This is a genomic window from Microbulbifer rhizosphaerae, assembly GCF_014191725.1.
In the GTDB taxonomy this organism is placed as follows: domain Bacteria; phylum Pseudomonadota; class Gammaproteobacteria; order Pseudomonadales; family Cellvibrionaceae; genus Microbulbifer; species Microbulbifer rhizosphaerae.
Window position 1 is genome coordinate 247,536 of record NZ_JACHWZ010000001.1, and the last position, 19,262, is coordinate 266,797.

At 62.7% G+C, this 19,262-nt stretch carries 15 protein-coding genes and 1 other RNA gene; all 16 read left to right on the top strand.

Annotated elements, in window-relative coordinates; genetic code table 11:
- The first annotated feature begins 40 nt into the window (after positions 1-40).
- The gene (rsmI, locus tag FHS09_RS00970; RefSeq protein ID WP_183455749.1) at positions 41-889 is read left to right on the top strand and encodes a 16S rRNA (cytidine(1402)-2'-O)-methyltransferase; all 849 of its coding nucleotides are present in this window, start codon (positions 41-43) and stop codon (positions 887-889) included.
- Between the two features lie 330 nt (positions 890-1,219).
- Entirely contained in the window at positions 1,220-2,533 is a 1,314-nt protein-coding gene (locus tag FHS09_RS00975; RefSeq protein ID WP_221191714.1) for an ATP-grasp domain-containing protein, read from the top strand.
- A 28-nt stretch (positions 2,534-2,561) separates the two neighbouring features.
- The gene (locus FHS09_RS00980; protein ID WP_221191715.1) at positions 2,562-4,586 is read left to right on the top strand and encodes a CocE/NonD family hydrolase; all 2,025 of its coding nucleotides are present in this window, start codon (positions 2,562-2,564) and stop codon (positions 4,584-4,586) included.
- 280 nt (positions 4,587-4,866) lie between these two features.
- Positions 4,867-5,235: RNase P RNA component class A (rnpB, locus tag FHS09_RS00985), an RNA gene on the top strand.
- Positions 5,236-5,417: 182 nt separating this feature from the next.
- Entirely contained in the window at positions 5,418-5,915 is a 498-nt protein-coding gene (locus FHS09_RS00990) for a Plug domain-containing protein (protein ID WP_221191716.1), read from the top strand.
- A complete protein-coding gene (locus tag FHS09_RS00995; protein ID WP_246394199.1) occupies positions 5,912-7,360 on the top strand; it encodes an acetyltransferase domain-containing protein in 1,449 nt (482 codons plus the stop codon). The genes FHS09_RS00990 and FHS09_RS00995 overlap by 4 nt, the downstream gene beginning before the upstream one ends.
- Before the next feature lie 561 nt (positions 7,361-7,921).
- Complete coding sequence (gene mraZ, locus FHS09_RS01000; protein WP_183455753.1) at positions 7,922-8,365, top strand: division/cell wall cluster transcriptional repressor MraZ; 444 nt, start codon at positions 7,922-7,924, stop codon at positions 8,363-8,365.
- Between the two features lie 200 nt (positions 8,366-8,565).
- Complete coding sequence (gene rsmH, locus FHS09_RS01005; protein WP_183455755.1) at positions 8,566-9,507, top strand: 16S rRNA (cytosine(1402)-N(4))-methyltransferase RsmH; 942 nt, start codon at positions 8,566-8,568, stop codon at positions 9,505-9,507.
- Complete coding sequence (gene ftsL / locus FHS09_RS01010) at positions 9,504-9,785, top strand: cell division protein FtsL (RefSeq protein WP_183455757.1); 282 nt, start codon at positions 9,504-9,506, stop codon at positions 9,783-9,785. Before rsmH ends, ftsL begins: the two co-directional genes overlap by 4 nt.
- A gap of 7 nt (positions 9,786-9,792) precedes the next feature.
- Positions 9,793-11,553, top strand: a complete 1,761-nt coding sequence (locus FHS09_RS01015) for a peptidoglycan D,D-transpeptidase FtsI family protein (RefSeq protein WP_183455759.1) — start codon at positions 9,793-9,795, stop codon at positions 11,551-11,553.
- Complete coding sequence (locus FHS09_RS01020; RefSeq protein WP_343057366.1) at positions 11,550-13,052, top strand: UDP-N-acetylmuramoyl-L-alanyl-D-glutamate--2,6-diaminopimelate ligase; 1,503 nt, start codon at positions 11,550-11,552, stop codon at positions 13,050-13,052. The genes FHS09_RS01015 and FHS09_RS01020 overlap by 4 nt, the downstream gene beginning before the upstream one ends.
- Positions 13,049-14,422: a UDP-N-acetylmuramoyl-tripeptide--D-alanyl-D-alanine ligase gene (locus FHS09_RS01025; protein WP_183455761.1), complete on the top strand. Its 1,374-nt coding sequence runs from the start codon at positions 13,049-13,051 to the stop codon at positions 14,420-14,422. The genes FHS09_RS01020 and FHS09_RS01025 overlap by 4 nt, the downstream gene beginning before the upstream one ends.
- A gap of 11 nt (positions 14,423-14,433) precedes the next feature.
- Positions 14,434-15,519 carry a phospho-N-acetylmuramoyl-pentapeptide-transferase gene (mraY, locus tag FHS09_RS01030; RefSeq protein ID WP_183455763.1) on the top strand — a complete coding sequence of 362 codons (1,086 nt, stop codon included), beginning with the start codon at positions 14,434-14,436 and terminating at the stop codon, positions 15,517-15,519.
- Between the two features lie 9 nt (positions 15,520-15,528).
- A complete protein-coding gene (gene murD, locus FHS09_RS01035; protein WP_183455765.1) occupies positions 15,529-16,956 on the top strand; it encodes a UDP-N-acetylmuramoyl-L-alanine--D-glutamate ligase in 1,428 nt (475 codons plus the stop codon).
- A 5-nt stretch (positions 16,957-16,961) separates the two neighbouring features.
- A complete protein-coding gene (gene ftsW / locus FHS09_RS01040) occupies positions 16,962-18,170 on the top strand; it encodes a putative lipid II flippase FtsW (protein WP_183456109.1) in 1,209 nt (402 codons plus the stop codon).
- Positions 18,170-19,261 carry an undecaprenyldiphospho-muramoylpentapeptide beta-N-acetylglucosaminyltransferase gene (gene murG, locus FHS09_RS01045; RefSeq protein ID WP_183455767.1) on the top strand — a complete coding sequence of 364 codons (1,092 nt, stop codon included), beginning with the start codon at positions 18,170-18,172 and terminating at the stop codon, positions 19,259-19,261. The genes ftsW and murG overlap by 1 nt, the downstream gene beginning before the upstream one ends.
- Position 19,262: the final 1 nt, after the last annotated feature.

Consider the following 19,262-nt stretch of genomic DNA (forward strand, 5'->3'; position numbering starts at 1 on the left):
GCAAAACTTAACTCTTGTTTGAACTATGGGGTCGTGAACTATGGGGCCGGATCAGGCGCTGCTTTATATCGTCGCTACGCCTATTGGTAATTTGGCCGATATGGTACCGCGAGCTGTCGAAGTTCTACAATGCGCCGATCTGGTTGCTGCGGAGGACACACGTCACAGTCGGAGACTTTTTTCCCACTTCAATATCGATACGCCGTTGGTCGCCTACCATGACCACTCGGACGACAGGCGCACTGGCCAGATCCTGCAGAGGCTGGAGCAGGGCCAGACAGTTGCGTTGATTTCCGATGCGGGCACGCCGCTGATTTCCGACCCGGGCTACCGCCTGGTGCGGGAGGCGCACGCGCGGGGTATTCGCGTGGTGCCGGTTCCCGGCCCCTGCGCCTTCGTCGCCGCGCTCAGCGCCGCCGGCCTGCCCAGCGACCGTTTCAGCTTTGAGGGTTTCCCGCCGGCCAAAACACAGGCCCGGTCGAAGCTGTTTGAGCAACTGGCCGGGGAGGAGCGGACCCTGGTGTTTTACGAGGCCCCACACCGGGTGGTGGACACCCTGGAGGCGATGGCGGAAGCCTTTGGCGGCGAGCGCGAGGCAGTGATCGCGCGGGAGCTGAGCAAGGCGTTCGAAACCATTCGCCTGGCCCCGCTGGCGGAGCTGGTCGCCTGGGTGCGCGCGGACAGCGACCAGCAGCGCGGCGAAATCGTGCTGCTGGTGCGCGGCGCGGAGCTGCGCCAGGGCGAAGCGCTGGACAGCGAGGCCGAGCGGATAATGAAACTGCTGCTCGCGGAGCTTCCACCCAAACGCGCCGCCGCTCTGGGTGCGGAGATCACCGGTGTGAACAAGAAGGTCCTGTATAACTGGAGCCTGGAGCAGAAGTCCCCGTAGGGCGGGGGTCATGGATGGCCCGAGTCACTGTCTCGCAAAAGGCCACCGGCATCGGGACTTTCGCATCTCGCCCCTACGACGCGCTGTCGTCGTTCCGGCGCAGGAACGTCATGCCGGACTTGATCCGGTACCGGAACCCAGATGCCACTGGACTGGATACCGGCCTGCGCCGGTATGACGAATCAGTGAGAGCTTGATTGGAAACAGAGTGACCACCGAATCGAGTGGAACCGAATCAAGGGCCGTGACAATGGCCGATGCCCGGTTAGCGACTAATCTCCCTAGAGGGCCCGTTCCGGGCAGCGGAACCAATCAATGCGGGAGCCTGGCATGACGACCCACGTCTTTGTCATCGGCCTGGATGAATTCCATCTCCGGCAACTGCAGACCATTCGCAATGCCGACGCCTATGCCTTCCACGGCCTTCTGCCCTATGACATGGTGGTCAATCCCGAGACCTATCCCATCGAGGACATGATCGAGCATGGGAGGCGGGAACTCGCGGGGGCTGGCGTCCCGGTGGATGCCATCATCGGTCACTGGGACTTTCCCACCACGGCACTTCTGGCCGTCTTCCGCCGGGATCACGGGCTTCCCGGGGCCAGCCTCGCCGCCACCCTGATCGCCGATCACAAGTACTGGAGCCGACTTCGCCAGCGCGAGGTGATCCCCGGGCACATTCCTGATTTCCAGAGCCTGAACCCCTTCGACCCGGAGGCGGAGGATCAGATCGAGCTGGATTTCCCCTTTTGGATCAAGCCGGTGATCGGATTCTCCTCCCAGATGGTCTATCGGGTGGCGGATCCCCGGGAGCTGCGCCAGGCCTTGTCGGGAATTCGGGAGGGGATCGGCCGCTTTGGCGACCCCTTCGCTCGCCTGATGGAGCGCGCCGGTCTCCCGGCCAACATTCCCCGGGAAATCGACGCCAACCACTGCGTGCTGGAGAAGCCCATCGACGGCTGGCAGTGCACCCTCGAGGGGTATATCCAGCATGGCAAGGTGGTGGTCTACGGCACGGTGGACTCCATTCGCGAAGGGGCGCTGCGCTCTTCCTTCGCCCGCTACGAATTTCCCTCCCAACTGCCGCGGGAGGTCAGGGAACGGATGGTGGCCGTCACCGAACGGGCCGTGCCTGCCCTGGACCTGGACGACACCCCCTTCAACGTAGAGTTTTACTGGGATCGGGAGAGCGACCGGATCCGGCTGCTGGAGGTCAATACCCGGATATCCAAGTCCCACTCCCCCCTGTTCGCCGACGTGGCCGGAGCCTCCCATCACGAGGTGGCGGTGGACGTGGCGCTGGGGCGTAAGCCGGATTTTCCCCGCTGGGAGGGCGAACACAGCGTCTCTACAAAATTCATGCTGCGCCGCTTCGAGGACGGGATCGTCACCCGGGTTCCCACCGCGGCTGAACTCACTGCTCTGGAGTCGGAATTCCCCGGCGCGCGGATCCAGGTCGAAGTGAAAGAGGGGGATCGTCTGTCTGAACTCCGCGGCCAGGAGGTCTACAGCTACGAGGTAGCCGTGATCTTCATGGGCGGCCGGGACCATCGCGAACTCGAGGCCCGCTACCGCGAACTGGCAAAGAGGCTGCCCCTGGAGTTCCAGTCTCTGCCCGGCGAGAGGCCGGCTCAGGCCGGATGACGACAGACGTCTTTGAAGGAGTCGCACCTTGAAGATCATCGATCCCCTGCCGCGACCGATCCGCGATATCGAGCACGCGTGGATTCCCATGAGCGACGGAACCCGGCTGGCGGCGCGGATCTGGATGCCGGAGAACGTCGAAGCCGACCCGGTTCCCGCCATCCTGGAGTACATTCCCTACCGTCGACGGGATAACACACGGGCCCGGGACGACATCATGCACCCATGGTTCGCTGCCCACGGCTACGCCTGCGTTCGGGTGGACATTCGCGGAAGCGGGGATTCGGAAGGCGTGCTGGAAGATGAGTATCTGCAGCAGGAACTCGACGACGGGGTGGAGATCCTCCGCTGGATCGCCCGACAGCCCTGGTGTGACGGTAAGGTGGGCATGATCGGGATCTCCTGGGGCGGCTTCAATGGACTGCAGATCGCCGCCCTCAGGCCCCCGGAACTCAAGGCCGTGGTGAGTGTGGCCTCCACCGACGACCGCTACGCGGACGACGTCCACCATATGGGCGGTTGCCTGCTGGGGGACAACCTCTCCTGGGCCTCCACCATGTTCGCCTTCAACTCCCTGCCGCCGGATCCGCAGATCGTGGGGGAGCGATGGCGGGAACTGTGGTTTCAGCGACTCCGGGGCAGTGGTTTCTGGCTGGAGAAGTGGCTGCGCCATCAGCGAAGGGACGAATACTGGAAGCACGGCTCGGTCTGCGAGGAGTGGAGTGCCATCCAGTGTCCGGTAATGGCCGTCTCCGGTTGGGCGGACGGCTACACCAACGCGGTATTCCGGCTGCTGGCCAAGCTGCAAGTGCCCCGCCTGGGCCTGGTGGGGCCCTGGAGCCATAAGTATCCCCACCAGGGAATCCCCGGGCCCGCCATCGGGTTCCTCCAGGAATGCCTGCGCTGGTGGGATCACTGGTTAAAGGGGAAGGAGACCGGGATCATGGACGAGCCCATGCTCCGGGCCTGGATGCAGGATCACGAGCCCCCCACTACCTTCTATGAGGAGCGCCCCGGCCGCTGGGTTGGAGAACCCGAGTGGCCCTCGCCGAACAACCGGGAGTATCCCCTGACTCTGGCCAGCCCCGGGACCCTGGAATGGCCCGGGGCGGAAGTGGCAGAGAAAATAATGACCATACAGTCTCCCCTTTCGGTGGGGCTTTTCGCCGGCAAATGGTGTTCCTACGCCGCCACCCCGGACCTGCCCCACGACCAGCGCGAAGAGGATGGTGGCGCTTTGGTCTTCGATTCCGCTCAACTGGGGGAATCCCTGGAGATCCTCGGGGCCCCCCGGCTGGAGTTGGAACTCGCCGCCGACCGGCCGGTGGCGATGCTGGCCGTCCGCCTGTCCGACGTTGCTCCCGACGACAAGGCGACCCGGGTGACCTACGGACTGCTCAACCTCACCCACCGCGAAGGGTCGGAGGCGCCCCGGCCCCTGGAGCCGGGCAAGCGCTACCGCATCCGGATGGAGCTCAACAACATCGGTCACTCCTTTCCCTCGGGCAACCGTCTGCGGCTGTCGATCTCCACCTCCTACTTCCCTTTGGCCTGGCCGGCCCCGGAGCCGGTTCGGCTGACCATCTTTACCGGAGTCAGCCGCCTGGTGCTGCCCGAGCGCCCCCGCCGGGACGCCGAGGATCAGGCCATCGCCTTTCCCCCGCCGGAAGGTGCCCGGCCCCTGGCCACCCGGAGGGTCCAGGCGGGCCAGCACAAGTGGCGCGTGATCCGGGATCTGGAAACCGACATCTCCACCCTGGAGGTGATTAACGATGACGGTGTCGTTCACATCGAATCGGTGGACCTGGAGATGCAGCGAAAGGCCCTGGAGTGGTACAGCTACCGGGGATACGATTACACCTCCCCGCGGGGGGAGACGCTTTGGGAGTGGGGTTACCGGCGGGGAGACTGGGAAATCCGCACGGTAACCCACACGGTGCTCGATTCCACCCCCTCCCATTTCTGCATTCACGCCGCCTTGGACGCCTACGAGGGAAAGAAGCGGGTCTATTCCGACAACTGGGACGTAAAAATACCCAGGGACCTGATCTGAAAGCATTCGAAGGGCTCTGGACTCTGTAGCCAGTTCAGTGGCGGCCCTGATGCCGGGGGCTGTTTGCCGGAAACGGGCTAGGCGCCCCCCCCGTAAATACATCCCTGTACGCTCTACGCGGCCGTCCCTGGCCGCGTAAGGTCCGGCAAACAGCCCCCGGCATCAGGGCCTTCGATTCAAACTCCGCGATACTTTTGGAGTCCCGAGTCCCGAGTCCCGAGTCCCGAGTCCCGAGTCAATATCCCTTGCATCCCCCTTCCCGCCACATTACCCTTCGCCGCGAGCTGGCCGGACAATCGCTGTCGCTCTGCTTTCGGGTGGGGCGGTGGAGGAAAGTCCGGGCTCCATAGGGTGGGACGCCAGGTAACGCCTGGGAGGCGCGAGCCTACGGAAAGTGCAGCAGAAAGGTAGACCGCCGATGGCCCGCGAAAGCGGGCACAGGTAAGGGTGAAACGGTGCGGTAAGAGCGCACCGCGCAGCTGGCAACAGTCTGCGGCGATGGTAAACCCCGTCCGGAGCAAGACCAAATAGGCCCCCTACAGGTGTGACCCGCACTGGGGGCGGGTAGGTCGCTTGAGGTGTGTGGCGACACACATCCCAGATGAATGATTGTCCTCGACAGAACCCGGCTTACAGGCCAGCTCGACAATTTCAGCTTCCCCTCCGCGAGTCAGTCGCGGAGGGGATCGCTTTTCGCTGTTTACCCCTTTGTTTTATCTCCGCCCTCTGGAAAGGCTGAAATCTTTCTTTTCTTTGCCCTGCGACCCAACTGTTGATCGAAGTCTCTGCGGATCATAGAATGATATGATGCATCATAACTAAGACTTGATTATGAAAACAAAACCGAAACTGCCTTCCCGCCATCTGGCCTTCGCAGGCGTCATTTTTCTATTGGGAAGCCCTTCCCTCCTGGCTGGTGATTATTCCCAGCAGGAATTGGAAGAGGTGGTCGTGGTCTCCAAGAAGCAGCCGTACCGCGGCGATACGCCGCTGGAATCCCTGCCGCAGGCGATACGGGTTCTCTCCGGCGATTCGCTCGCCGAAATGGGCGTCGTGGAGTTTCAGGGTGCGCTGGATTTCGCCAGCGGCGTGGCGCGCCAGAATAATTTCGGCGGGCTCTGGGACAGTTTCGCCGTCCGCGGCTTTGCCGGTGACGAAAATGTACCCTCCGGATACCTGATCAATGGCTTCAATGCCGGCCGGGGCTTTAGCGGCCTCCGGGATATCTCCAATATCGAGCGCATCGAGGTGATGAAAGGACCCGGTTCGGCGCTATACGGGCGCAGCGAGCCGGGCGGAACCATACCGAACCGCAGAAGTACGCGTTGAACCCCTCCCTGCTGTTCAACCTCTCCGACGGCACCTCCCTGTCGTACGAGCTGGAGCTGGTGGAGCAGGAGGCCCTGTTCGACCGCGGCATCGTCGCCATCGACGGCGACCCGGAGGTGCTGCCGGTGAGCCGGTTTCTCGGCGACCCGCAGAACGGACCCACAAATGGTGGACCATGCCCGGCGCCCCGCTTACTTATACCCTGGGCATGCGTTACAGTCTGTAATGCGATAGGGAGCGTCAATTCTATGAATAGCACTTCAACAACCGTACCAGTTTTTTCTTCAGCCGCTACGGCTTCGGGAGAAGCTGTCACCAGGTCGCGTATCGCGTCGATCGATATTATGCGTGGGTTGGTGATCCTGCTGATGCTGGTCGACCACGTGCGGGAAAGGCTCTACCTGCATATGCAGGTTTCCGATCCGATGGATGTGACCAGCACCTCGCCCGGCCTGTTTTTTACCCGCTGGTCGGCCCACTTCTGCGCGCCCACTTTTATATTTCTGACCGGCCTGTCCGCTTGGCTGTACGCCCATCCGGCGAGAGGAGGGCTCCGCTCGCCGAGTACTTTTCTGTTCAAGCGCGGAATTTTTCTGTTGTTCCTCGAGATGGCGCTGATCAATTTTTCCTGGCTTGGCAGCTATCAAACCCTGTGGCTGCAGGTTATCTGGGCCATTGGCCTGAGCATGATCGCGCTCTCCCTGCTGGTAAAACTGCGCTACTGGATAATCGGCGCGCTGGGTTTCCTGATCGTTTTCGGCCACAACCTGTTGACCCCGATCAGTTTTTCTCCCGGCGAATTCGGCTACAGCCTCTGGACCATACTCCACGACCGCGGCTTCCTGCTGGACAGCGAAACCCTGCGCATCAAGATCAGCTATCCGGTGCTGCCCTGGATCGGCGTCATTCTGCTGGGATATTTTGCCGGTCCACTCTACGCGCGTGCAGTGGACTCTGTGCACCGCCGGAAAATGCTGTTGGCATTGGGACTTGGCTGTCTGGCACTGTTGCTGGTGTTACGCGGTTTTAATCTCTATGGTGAAACGCTTCCCTGGGTTGATGGGCAGACTGCGCTGCAGACGTTGATGTCCTTTGTCAATTTCACCAAATACCCGCCGTCGCTGTCATTCCTGTTGATGACGCTCGGCGTGATGTTTTTGCTGCTGGCGTGGTTCGAAAACCGCGGCGGCAGAATGCCCGATATATTGGAGACCTTCGGTTCCGTGCCGATGTTTTTCTACATCCTGCACCTCTACGTCCTGCTGGTCGGCTACGAGATCCTGCTGGTGATTTTCGGTCCCAACCATGGCGAACGCTTCGGTGTTGACCACCTCTGGTGGATCTGGCTGATCGCGGGACTGCTGTCGGTGCTGCTCTATTTCCCCGCTCAGGCCTTCGCCCGGTTCAAGCACGGCACCAACCGCGCCTGGGCCAAATACCTCTGACGGGTGCGGCCGCGCCCCGGTTGGGGCAACGGTCAGCCTTCGGAGCCTGTCCATCAACTTTGCATCATATATGACCGGCGGGCGGTTCCTTTCCCTCCGTTCCGCTGCCGAAATGAACCTGGCGGGAAAAGCATTCCCGCCGCGCCCTTCCTTCCGCTCCGTTAAATTTCCCGCCATTCGGTCAATACTCTGTTAGTGTTCGCTAACAGATGTGGATTCAATCCCATCGAGGCCGAAGTTAAAGTAATATCTCATCTTGAATAAGTAAGTGCTTGCTTCACGGCGCATTTGCGGTGCCGAAAACCCTCTGTCAACTCACCGGTTACCCCCTGCAGGCCGCGAAATTACTGGGATTTCGCGGCATTTTGCCGTTGATTTCCTTGACTTTGTGCAGACCAGATTTATAGTGTCGCAAGTGGAAAAAAGTGGAAATTTGTGGAGTTTGGTGGTTTATTTGAGTTTGTAAGTGGGTATTCACCAGTGTGTGGATGAAAAACGCGCAAACCCACGACTACACAACAATGCACCCACGGGTATTTGAACAGCAGGCTTGGACAAAAAGTGTATCTGGGCAGCCACGCAATCAATATGGACGCCAAAGGGCGTCTGGCCATTCCGGCGCGGGTCCGCGACTCGCTGCTGGAAGATTGTGCCGGCCGCCTGGTGGTCACCGCCCATACCGAAGAGCGCTGCCTGCTGGTGTACCCGGAGCCCCAGTGGCAGGAAATCCTGCCCAAGATCGAGGCCCTGTCCAGCTTCAACAAAGTGGCGCGCCGCGCCCAGCGATTGCTGATCGGCTACGCCTGCGAGCTGCAGGTGGACGGCAACGGCCGCGTACTGATTCCGCCGACCCTGCGCGAATACGCCGGCCTGGAAAAGAAACTGATGCTGGTGGGGCAGGGTAAGAAACTGGAGCTGTGGAGTGAGGACCGCTGGATGGACTGGCTCGACAGCAGTGAGGGAGAGGGCGAGATGCCGGAAGAGATGGCTTCGCTCTCTTTATGATTTTTGGAGACTCAAAGTGAGTCGGCAAGCGTGATGCGAAGGCCCTGATGCCGGTAGCTGTTTGCGAGACTGTTGGCGAGAGGGACCTCGCCGACAAGCCCCCAGGGATGGGTATACGGCGTGCCTCGCAAACAGCTACCGGTAGCAGGGCCGCCCCAGAGCCCAATCGTCCGGGCCTAAAAATAGAGGAGAAAAGCTGTTTGTCGCAAGAACTGCACCGCAGCGTGCTATTGCGCGAAGCCGTGGACGCCCTGGTCACCGACCCGGGCGGCTTTTATATAGACGGCACTTTCGGTCGCGGCGGACACAGCGCGGCGATCCTGCAGCGGCTGAACAGCGAGGGGCGTCTGCTGGGTATCGACAAGGACCCCCAGGCGGTGGCCTATGCCGGCGAACGCTTTGCCGATGACAGGCGCTTCACCATCTGGCACGGCTCCTTCGCCACAATGGACGAGGCCGCGGAAGAACATCGCGGAGAAGTCAGCGGCATCCTGCTCGACCTGGGCGTGTCCTCCCCCCAGCTGGACCAGGCCGAGCGGGGCTTCAGCTTTATGCAGGACGGCCCGCTGGATATGCGCATGGACACCAGCCGCGGCATCAGCGCTGCCGAATGGGTCAACAGCGAGTCGGAAGCGGAGTTGGCGCGGGTCTTCAGGGAATACGGCGAAGAGCGCTTCGCCCGGCGTATGGCCGCAGCCATAGTGCGGCGCCGGGCAGAAAAGCCCTTCCGGCGCACCCTGGACCTGGCGGAAGTGGTCAAGGTGGCCAATCCCGCCTGGGAAAAGGGCAAGCACCCGGCGACGCGGGTGTTCCAGGCGATCCGTATCCATATAAATGGAGAGCTGGAAGACCTGGAGCAGGCGCTGGAAAAATCCCTGCAACTGCTCGCCCCCGGCGGGCGGCTGGTAGTGATCAGCTTCCACTCGCTGGAAGACCGGCTGGTAAAGCGCTTTATCCGCGACCAGGAGCGCGGGCCGAAATTGCCCCGCGGCCTGCCGGTGATGGACAGCCAGATCGCAAGGAAACTGCGCTCCATGGGCAAAGCGGTCCGCGCCGAAGCCGGTGAAGTGGATGAAAACCTGCGCTCACGCAGTGCGGTAATGCGGGTGGCCGAAAGGTTGGGTGGAGAGAAACTGCCGTGAGCGGGAAGAGGATACTGGTGGTGACCGCGCTATGGCTGGCCGCCATCACCTCCTCGCTGGCGGTGGTTTACAGCACCCACCGTAGCCGTGCACTCACTGCGGAGCTGGTGGAAGCGCAGCACACCCGCGATGAGCTTCGCTATGAACAGGAGCGCCTGCTGCTGGAGCGCGGCGCCTGGTCTGCCTACAACCGTATCGAACAGGTGGCGAGGGAAAAACTGGATATGCACGTGCCGGCTCCCGAAGAGCGGGTATTGATTAGAAAGACCGAGGACTAGAGAGCAAATGGGCGCGGTGAAAAAGCAGCAACCACAACCGGGTATCGCCCGCTGGCGCTTTGCGCTGGTGGCGGTCCTGCTGTGCCTGCTCGCCCTGGCCCTGGTACTGCACCTCGCGCGCCTGCAGGTGTTGCCGGAGGAGGAGCGAGGCTACCGCTTCCTGCAGGACCAGGGGCGCGCGCGCACCATTCGCAGCGAAGAGATCGCCGCCTACCGCGGCGCCATCGTCGACCGCAATGGCGAACTGCTCGCAGTGAGCACCCCCGTGCAGAGCCTCTGGGCCAACCCCGAACTGCTGCGCGAAGCCGGCGCCGACGAACTGCGCCGCCTCGCCGCAGCCCTTGAGATGAAACCGGCGGACCTGGCCAAACGCCTGGAAAAATACCGCAACAAGGAGTTCATGTACCTGCGCCGTCACCTGTCCCCGGAGCAGGCGGGCAGGGCCCTGTCCCTGGATATCGCCGGCGTCTACAGCAAAAAGGAATATCGCCGCTTCTACCCGGCCGGCGAGGTGGTGGCCCAACTGCTTGGCTTTACCAATATCGACGACCGCGGCCAGGAGGGGTTGGAACTGGCCTACGACCAATGGCTCTCCGGCGAACCCGGCCGCCAGCAGGTGGTAAAGGACCTGAAAGGCCGCACGGTGCAGGACCTGGCCACCGAGCGGGAGGCGCGCCCGGGGCGCGACCTGCGCCTGTCCATCGACATGCGCCTGCAGTACCTGGCCTACCGCGAACTCAAGCGCACAGTGGCCGAAAACGAGGCCAGCTCCGGCCTTATGGTGATTCTGGACACTCGCAGCGGGGACGTGCTGGCCATGGCCAGCCAGCCCTCCTTCAACCCCAACAACCGCGAGGGCGCCGCGGCGGCGGCCATGCGCAACCGCGCGCTGATCGACCAGTTCGAGCCGGGCTCCACCATCAAGCCGCTCACCGCGCTGGCGGCGCTGGAGAGCGGGCGCTACCAGCCGCACACGCCGATCGACACCAGCCCCGGCTATATCCGTCTGCCGGGCAAGACCCTGGTGGACCCGGTGAACTACGGCCAACTGGACCTGACCGGTGTGATCACCAAGTCCAGCCAGGTGGGTATCACCAAAGTTGCCATGGATCTGGAACCAAACGTACTGCGCGAACTCTTTTACCGCCTGGGCCTGGGGGAGGCAGTGGGCAGCGGTTTCCCCGGGGAGGTGGCGGGCATACTGCCCAGCCGCAGCCAATGGCACCCGATCGAGCGGGCCAATTTCGCCTTCGGCTACGGCATGACGGTGAACGCTGTGCAACTGGCCCACGCCTACAGCGTGGTGGCCAACGCCGGGCTCAAGCGCCCGGTTTCGCTGGTTTTATCCGGGGGCGGAAAAAACGAAGAGGCTGAGCGGGTGGTCGAAGCGCCGCTGGCGCGGCAGGTGACCGCCATGCTGGAAACCGTGATCGGCCCCCGGGGCACCGGCAAGCACGCGGCTGTCGAGGGCTACCGGGTGGCGGGAAAGACCGGCACGGTGCATAAGGTGGGCAGCCAGGGTTATGTGGACAACCGTTACCGCTCGGTATTTGCCGGCTTTATCCCCGCGGACAGGCCGCGCCTGGCCGCAGTGGTGGTGATCGACGATCCGAAGCACGCCAAGTACTACGGCGGCGAAGTGGCCGCCCCGGTGTTCGGCGCGGTGATGGCCGGTGCGATGCGCCTGCTGCAGGTGCCGCCCACCGAAGTGGCGTCGCCGGAACAGCAATTGGCCAGGCGATTGGAATTGAGAGGTACAAAATCGTGAGTCAGCACAAGGTTTCCCTGTTGCAACTCGTGCCCGGCTACGCGGGCATTCCCGATATCCCGGTGACCGGAGTGGCGCTGGACAGCCGCAAGATGCGCGCCGGCGACCTGTTTATGGCCCTGCGCGGCACCCTGGTGGACGGTCGCGACTATATCGATGCAGCAATAGCGGCCGGCGCCGGCGCGGTGCTGGCGGACGGCGACAATCTGGGCAGCGAAACCCGCAACGGGGTGGTAGTGGTCTGCGTGCCGGGCCTGGCCAAGCGCGTGGGGGAAATCGCCGCGCGTTTTTACGATCACCCCACGGAGTCCATCCACTTGGTGGGGGTGACCGGTACCAACGGCAAATCCACCTGCGCCTACCTCACTTCCCAACTGCTGGCGCGGCATTTCGGCAGCGCCGCAGTGATGGGCACCATCGGCAACGGCGTGTGGAAAGACGGCGATATAGAGCTGCAGGAAACCGGCCTCACCACCCCGGACCCGGTACACCTGCAGGCGGAATATGCGGAATTTCGCGATCGCGGCGTGCGCGCCGCGGCCATGGAAGTGTCCTCCCACTCACTGGCCCAAGGCCGGGTACACGGGCTCACTTTCGACACTGCGATTTTCACCAACCTGTCCCGGGATCACCTGGACTACCACGGCACCATGGCCGCCTACGGCGCCGCCAAGGAAAAACTGTTCGGCCTGCCCAAGCTCAAGCGCGGGATCATCAACATGGACGATCCCTTCGGCGCGCAGCTGGCGGAGCGCTGCAGGCTGCGCAATCTGAAAGTGGTGACTTACGGCCTGCAGGCGGGTGACCTGCACGCCACCGACCTGCGCCGCCTGGACAGCGGTTTTTCCGTACAGCTCGCCAGCCCTTGGGGCAACGGTGAACTGGTGGCGCCGCTGATCGGAGATTTCAATATTCATAATGCGCTGGCGGTAGTGGCCGCCGCGGCCGCCGGGGGAATGCCGTTCGACGATATTCTCTCGGCCTTTCCCCATATTCACGCAGTGCCCGGGCGCATGGAGCGGGTACAGGTGGAGAGTGCGGACGAGGTTACCGTGCTGGTGGACTATGCCCATACCCCGGAGGCCCTGCGCGCGGCCCTGGCGGCGGCGCGCCCCTACTGCCGCGGCAGGCTCTGGTGCGTATTCGGCTGCGGCGGTGACCGCGACACCGGCAAGCGCGCACCCATGGGCCGCATCGCCTCGGAAATGGCCGATCGCGCCATCGCCACCAGCGACAACCCGCGCAGCGAGGACCCGCAAAAAATCATCGACGATATTCTCGAGGGTGCGGCCAGCAATATGGAAGTGGAAATCGACCGCGCCGCGGCCATTGCCCGCGCCGTGCGCGAGGCGCAGCCCGGGGACATAGTGCTGATCGCCGGCAAGGGACACGAGGACTACCAGATTATCGGCGGGGAAAAAATTCATTTCTGCGACCGCGAACAGGCCGCTGCGGTACTGCGTGAGCGCACCGCCGGCCAGATAGGAGCCACAGAGTGATCAACCCACTCACCCTGCAACAGCTGCAAGACCGTTTCGGTGGCGAACTGGTCAACGGTTCGGTGCAGTTCGATCGCGTGTGCACAGATACGCGCGAGCTGGATGAGCGGGCGCTGTTCGTGGCCCTGAAGGGAGAGAATTTCGACGCCCACGACTTTGTCGGCGACCTGGAAGAGCGAGTGCTGGGCCTGGTGGTGGAACGGGAGATTCCCGGCAGCGCGCTCCCCCAGTGGATAGTGGAGGATACCACCGTCGCCCTGGGCTGGATAGGCCGGCTATGCCGGGAGCAGTTCAACGGACGTGTAATCGCGATCACAGGCTCCTGCGGCAAGACCACGGTCAAGGAAATGCTCGCGGCGATTTTTGCCCAGCGCCACAACGCCTGTGTGACCCGCGGCAACCTGAACAATCAGTTCGGCCTGCCGATGACCCTGTTCGGCCTGCGCCCCGACCACGATGTGCTGATCCTCGAGATGGGTGCCAGCGGTCCGGACGAAATCGGCTATCTGTGCGGTATCGGCAAACCCCAGGTCAGCGCGGTGAACAACGTAAAGCCCGCACATGTGGAGGGCTTCGGTTCGGTGGACGCCATCGCCGCGGCCAAGGGGCAGATCTACACCGGCCTGGAAAGCGGCGGCACCGCAGTGGTCAACGACGACGATAGCTATGCGGATTACTGGCGCGGCCAGATGCCCGAGGGCATCCAGACCCTGAATGTGGGCCTGGGTCACGACTGTACGATTCACGCCGACAATATCGAACTGGACGCCTGCGGCTGCGCCGCTTTCGATCTGGTGGTAGAGGGCCTGGCGCACCCGGTGCGGTTGCAGCTGCTCGGCGAGCACAACGTGCACAACGCCCTGGTGGCCGCCGGCTGCGCCTTTGCCGCCGGAGTGCCCGCCGCGGAAATTGCCAGCGGTCTCAGCCAACTGGGCGGCGTGGCCGGCCGCATGCAGACCCACGAAGGGCTCCAGGGCGCGACGGTGATCGACGACAGCTATAACGCCAATCCCGGTTCCGTGACCGCGGCCATCGAACTGCTGGCCCAGCGCCCCGGAAAAAAAATCCTGGTGCTCGGCGACATGGCGGAACTGGGCCCGGAAGCGGACGCCATGCACAGGCAGGTCGGAGAGCTGGCGCGGGAGCGCGGTATCGATACCCTGTTTACCCTCGGGTCGCTGAGCGCGGCGGCCAGCGTCACTTTCTGTGCCGGGCGGCAGAGGCCGCTGCACAACTACCGGGATAGAGCACCGCTGATCGCCGCGCTTTCCCATGAACTGAATAACGACACCACGGTGCTGGTGAAAGGTTCCCGCAGTGCCCGTATGGAGCTGGTAGTGCAGGCGCTGACCGAGCCCGGGAACGATTGAGAGGATAAGAAATGCTGCTCTGGCTGGCAGAAATTCTACAACAATATGTGAGCGCCTTTTCGGTGTTCAACTATCTTACGGTGCGCGCGATTTTTGGCGCGCTTACCGCGCTGGGGATTTCCCTGGTGGTGGGCCCGCGCATGATCACCTGGCTGAATCGGCTGCAGGTGGGACAGGCGGTGCGCGACGACGGCCCGCAGACGCACCTGAGCAAATCCGGCACCCCGACCATGGGTGGCGCCCTGATTCTCGCGGCGATTTTTTCCTCCGCGCTGCTGTGGTCCGACCTGGGTAACCGCTATGTGTGGGTGGTGCTGCTGGTCACTTTTGTTTTCGGCGCTGTAGGTTTCGTGGATGACTATAAAAAAGTCGTGGAGAAAAATCCCCGCGGGCTGATCGCACGCTGGAAGTATTTCTGGCAGTCCATCGCCGGTCTTGGCGCGGCGGTATATCTCTATATGAGCGCCACCAGCCCAGCGGAAACCCAGTTTTTTTTCCCTTTCTTCAAGGACGTGGCAATCAACTTGGGGCCGGTGTCTTTTATCCTGCTCACCTATTTCGTGGTGGTGGGTTCGAGCAACGCCGTCAACCTGACCGACGGCCTGGACGGCCTGGCGATCATGCCCACGGTGATGGTGGGCGGTGCCCTGGGCGTCATCGCCTATCTCGCGGGTCACGTGGAATTTGCCAATTATCTGCATATCCCCTCGATTACCGGCGCCGGCGAACTCGCGGTCTTCTGCGCGGCGCTGGGAGGCGCCGGTCTGGGTTTCCTCTGGTTCAACACTTATCCGGCCCAGGTGTTTATGGGAGATGTGGGCGCGCTGGCGCTGGGCGCGGCGCTGGGGATTATCGCGGTGATCACCCGTCACGAAATCGTGCTGTTCATCATGGGCGGCGTCTTCGTGATGGAGACGGTGTCGGTGATCCTGCAGGTGGCGTCGTTCAAGCTGACCGGCAAACGCATTTTCCGCATGGCGCCGCTGCACCACCACTTTGAACTGAAAGGCTGGCCGGAACCCCGGGTGATCGTGCGCTTCTGGATTATCACCGTGATATTGGTGCTGGCCGGTTTGGCAACTTTGAAACTACGTTAAACAAAACCGATGACATTGATTGCAACCTCGGAGAAAAAAGTCGTAATCGGATTGGGTGCTACCGGCCAGTCGGTGGTGCGCTTCCTGCTGCGCGCCGGCTTTTCTCCGGTGGTTGTGGACAGCCGCAGCCAGCCGCCGGGGCTGGAGCAGTTTCAGCGGGAGTTTCCCCTGGTCCCAGTGGAATGCGGACCGCTGAAAGAAGGGACACTGCTCGATGCCAGCGAAATTATTGCCAGTCCCGGCGTCGCCCTGAGCGAGTCCGCCCTGCAAAAAGCCGTGGCCGAAGGTATCCCGGTTATTGGTGATATCGAGCTGTTTGCCCGCGAACTCAGAAAACTGTCGCAGCAGCCGGAGGTTGTCGCCATTACCGGTTCCAACGGCAAGAGCACCGTGACCACATTGTTGGGCCTGATGGCCGAGCGGGTGGGTGTGGATGTGCGCGTGGGCGGCAATATCGGCGTACCGGTACTGGATCTGCTGGAGCCCTCGGCGAAACAAGAAGAGCCCTCAGCGGAGCAAGAAGAGTCGTCGCCGCAACTGTTTGTGCTGGAGCTGTCCAGCTTCCAACTGGAGACCACCGGCTCCCTGACTCCCACCGTCGCCACCATATTGAATTTGAGCGCGGACCATATGGACCGCTACGAGAGCCTCGCCGATTACCACCGGGCCAAGCAGCGGATCTACCGGGGTGCGCGGCAGCTGGTGGTCAACCGCGCTGATCCGCTGACCCGCGGGCCCCTGTCGAAGGACAGCCGTGAGTGGAGTTTCGGCCTGGACAGGCCCGACCTGCAGCAGTTCGGCCTGTTGCAAAGCGAAGGTGAAGAGTGGCTGGCCCGGGGCGTGGAGAAACTGCTGCCGGTGGGCGAGTTGGCGATGGTGGGCAGGCACAATGTGGCCAATGCGCTCGCGGCCCTGGCGCTGGGCAGCGCGGTGGAATTGCCCATGGCGGCGATGCTGTCCACCCTGCGCATCTTTAAAGGATTGCCCCACCGCTGTGAGCGGGTTCTGGACCTGGAGGGCGTTACCTACGTCAACGACTCCAAGGGTACCAATGTGGGTGCGACCCGCGCGGCGTTGGACGGCCTGGCCACCGGCAGCGCAAAAATCGTATTGATCGCCGGCGGCGATGGCAAGGGTGCGGACTTTGCGCCGCTGGCGGAATCCGCCACGGCGCTGCGCGCTCTGGTGACCATCGGTGTGGACGGCGACGAGGTCGCCGATGCATTTGCCGGGCAGTTGGAAAATCACCGCGCCGTATCCATGGAAGATGCGGTAGCCCGTGCGTGCGCGCTGGCGCAGCCCGGCGACTATGTGCTGCTGTCCCCCGCCTGCGCCAGCTTCGATATGTACCGGAATTTTGAGGCGCGCGGCGACGATTTCCGCCGCGCCGTGGTCGAACTGGCCGGTGCCGGCGCTCCGAGGGGAGGTGCCGCGTGAGCCAGATGGAAAAGACAGTGGATACCCGCTACGACTGGCTGCTGCCATTTTGCGTATTGGCGTTGGCGAGTATCGGTATCGTGATGGTGGCCTCCGCATCCATCGCTTTCGCCGCGGATATTTATCAGGACCCCTGGTTTTTCCTGAAGCGCCACCTGTTATTTCTCGGCGTCGGAATCGCGGTTGCGCTGGTGGTGAGCCAGGTGCCGCTGTCGGTATGGTCGCGGCTGTCCTGGCCGCTGCTGTTGTTCGCCTGCCTGCTGCTGCTGGCGGTGCTGGTCCCCGGTATCGGCCGTGAGGTCAACGGCAGCCGGCGTTGGTTGGCGCTGGGTGCGATCACCGTACAGCCGGCGGAGGTTGCCAAGTTCTGCCTGCTGGTGTTTTTCGCCAGCTTTCTGACCCGCCGCAATCAGCAGCTGCGCCACTGGAGCAGCTTTATGGTACCGGTGGTGATTCTCGGAGTGGTGGCGGTGCAGTTGCTGCTGCAGCCGGATTTCGGTTCCGTGGTGGTGATTTCCGGCACGGTGCTGGCGATGGTCTTTCTCGCCGGCGCGCGCCTGCCACACACATTTTTATTGGTGGGCCTGGCGGCCTGCGCGCTGGCGCTGATGGCACTGGTGAGCCCCTACCGGTTGCAGCGTTTGACCACTTTCCTGGATCCCTGGCGGGACCAGTTTGCCAGCGGCTACCAGCTCACCCAGTCGCTGATCGCATTCGGTCGCGGCGAATGGTTCGGAGTGGGCCTGGGCAACAGTGTGCAGAAATTGTTTTACCTGCCCGAGGCGCACACGGATTTTATTTTCGCGATCCTGTCCGAGGAGTGGGGCATGGCTGGCGGCTTGGTAATGATTGGCCTGTTCGTTGCGCTCACCTGGTCGCTGCTGCGTCTGGTGCGGCAGGCTCTGGCGCAGCAGAAGTTTTTTGCCGCGCTGCTCGCTTTCGGTATTGCAGTGCTGTTGGCAGGGCAGGCGTTTGTAAATATGGGTGTGGCTTCGGGCCTGCTGCCCACGAAAGGGCTGACCCTGCCGTTCGTCAGTTCCGGCGGCAGCAGCCTGGTGGTCTGCTGCGCGCTGTTCGCGCTGGCGCTGAGGGTGCAGTGGGAACTGAGCAGTGTCGTGGACAGCGAGATGTCCGGTGAAGACAAGGTGCGCCATCTGCCGATATTCAACCCGTTGCAGCTAGGCGACCGCAGTATCAAAGGGGAGGCGGCCTGATGGGCGAAAATGCAGCGCCGTTCTCCGGGAAAAAATTCCTGGTCATGGCCGGCGGCACCGGTGGCCATGTATTTCCCGCGCTGGCGGTGGCGCGCGCGCTGATCGAGCACGGCGCAGAAGTGGAGTGGCTGGGTACCGAACGCGGTATCGAGGCGCAGCTGATTCCTGAGATGGGGATTCCACTGCACTTTATCACTGTGAAGGGCGTGCGCGGCAAGGGCAAGCTGGCCCTGTTGAAGGCGCCGCTGCAAATTTCCCGCGCAGTCTGGCAGGCGTGGGGGATCGTAAAAGAGATGAAGCCGGATGCGGTGCTGGGTTTTGGCGGTTTTGCCACCGGCCCCGGCGGCGTGGCGGCGCGATTGTGCCGCGTACCGCTGATTATTCACGAACAGAATGCGGTGGCGGGTACCACCAATCGTCTGCTGGCACACATTGCCAGCCGTGTGCTGGAGGCCTTTCCCAGCGGGCTTCCCGGCGGCCACCAAGTGGGCAACCCGGTGCGCGCTGAGATCGCGCAGCTGTCGGAACCGGCTGCGCGCATCGGCCGGGAACGGCCGTTGCGGCTGCTGATACTGGGCGGCAGCCTGGGTGCGGTGGCCATCAACGAACTGGTACCGCAGGCAGTATCGCTGCTGGACGAATCATTGCGTCCGAGGATTGTGCACCAGGCGGGCCAGCGCCATCTGGACGTGGCGCGGGAGGCCTACCTGCAGTCGGATGTGCCGGCGGAAGTGGTGCCGTTTATCGCGGATATGGCCGCAGCCTATGCAGATGCGGATCTGATTATTTGTCGGTCCGGCGCATTGACTGTTTCGGAAATCGCCGCGGCGGGTGTGGGCGCGATTATGGTGCCTTTCCCGTTCGCCATCGACGACCACCAGACCAAGAACGGCGAGTGGTTGCAAAAGGCGGGAGCGGCAGAGGTGATACAGCAGGACACGCTGAGCGCGGAGAAGCTGGCCGAGCTGCTGAAAGAATTTTTGACGCAGCCGGAAAAATTATTGGCGATGGCCCAGGCGGCCCGCCGGGTAGCGAAAATTGATGCGACGGAGCAGGTGCTTGCCGCCTGTCGCGAAGAGATAGGGTGTTGAT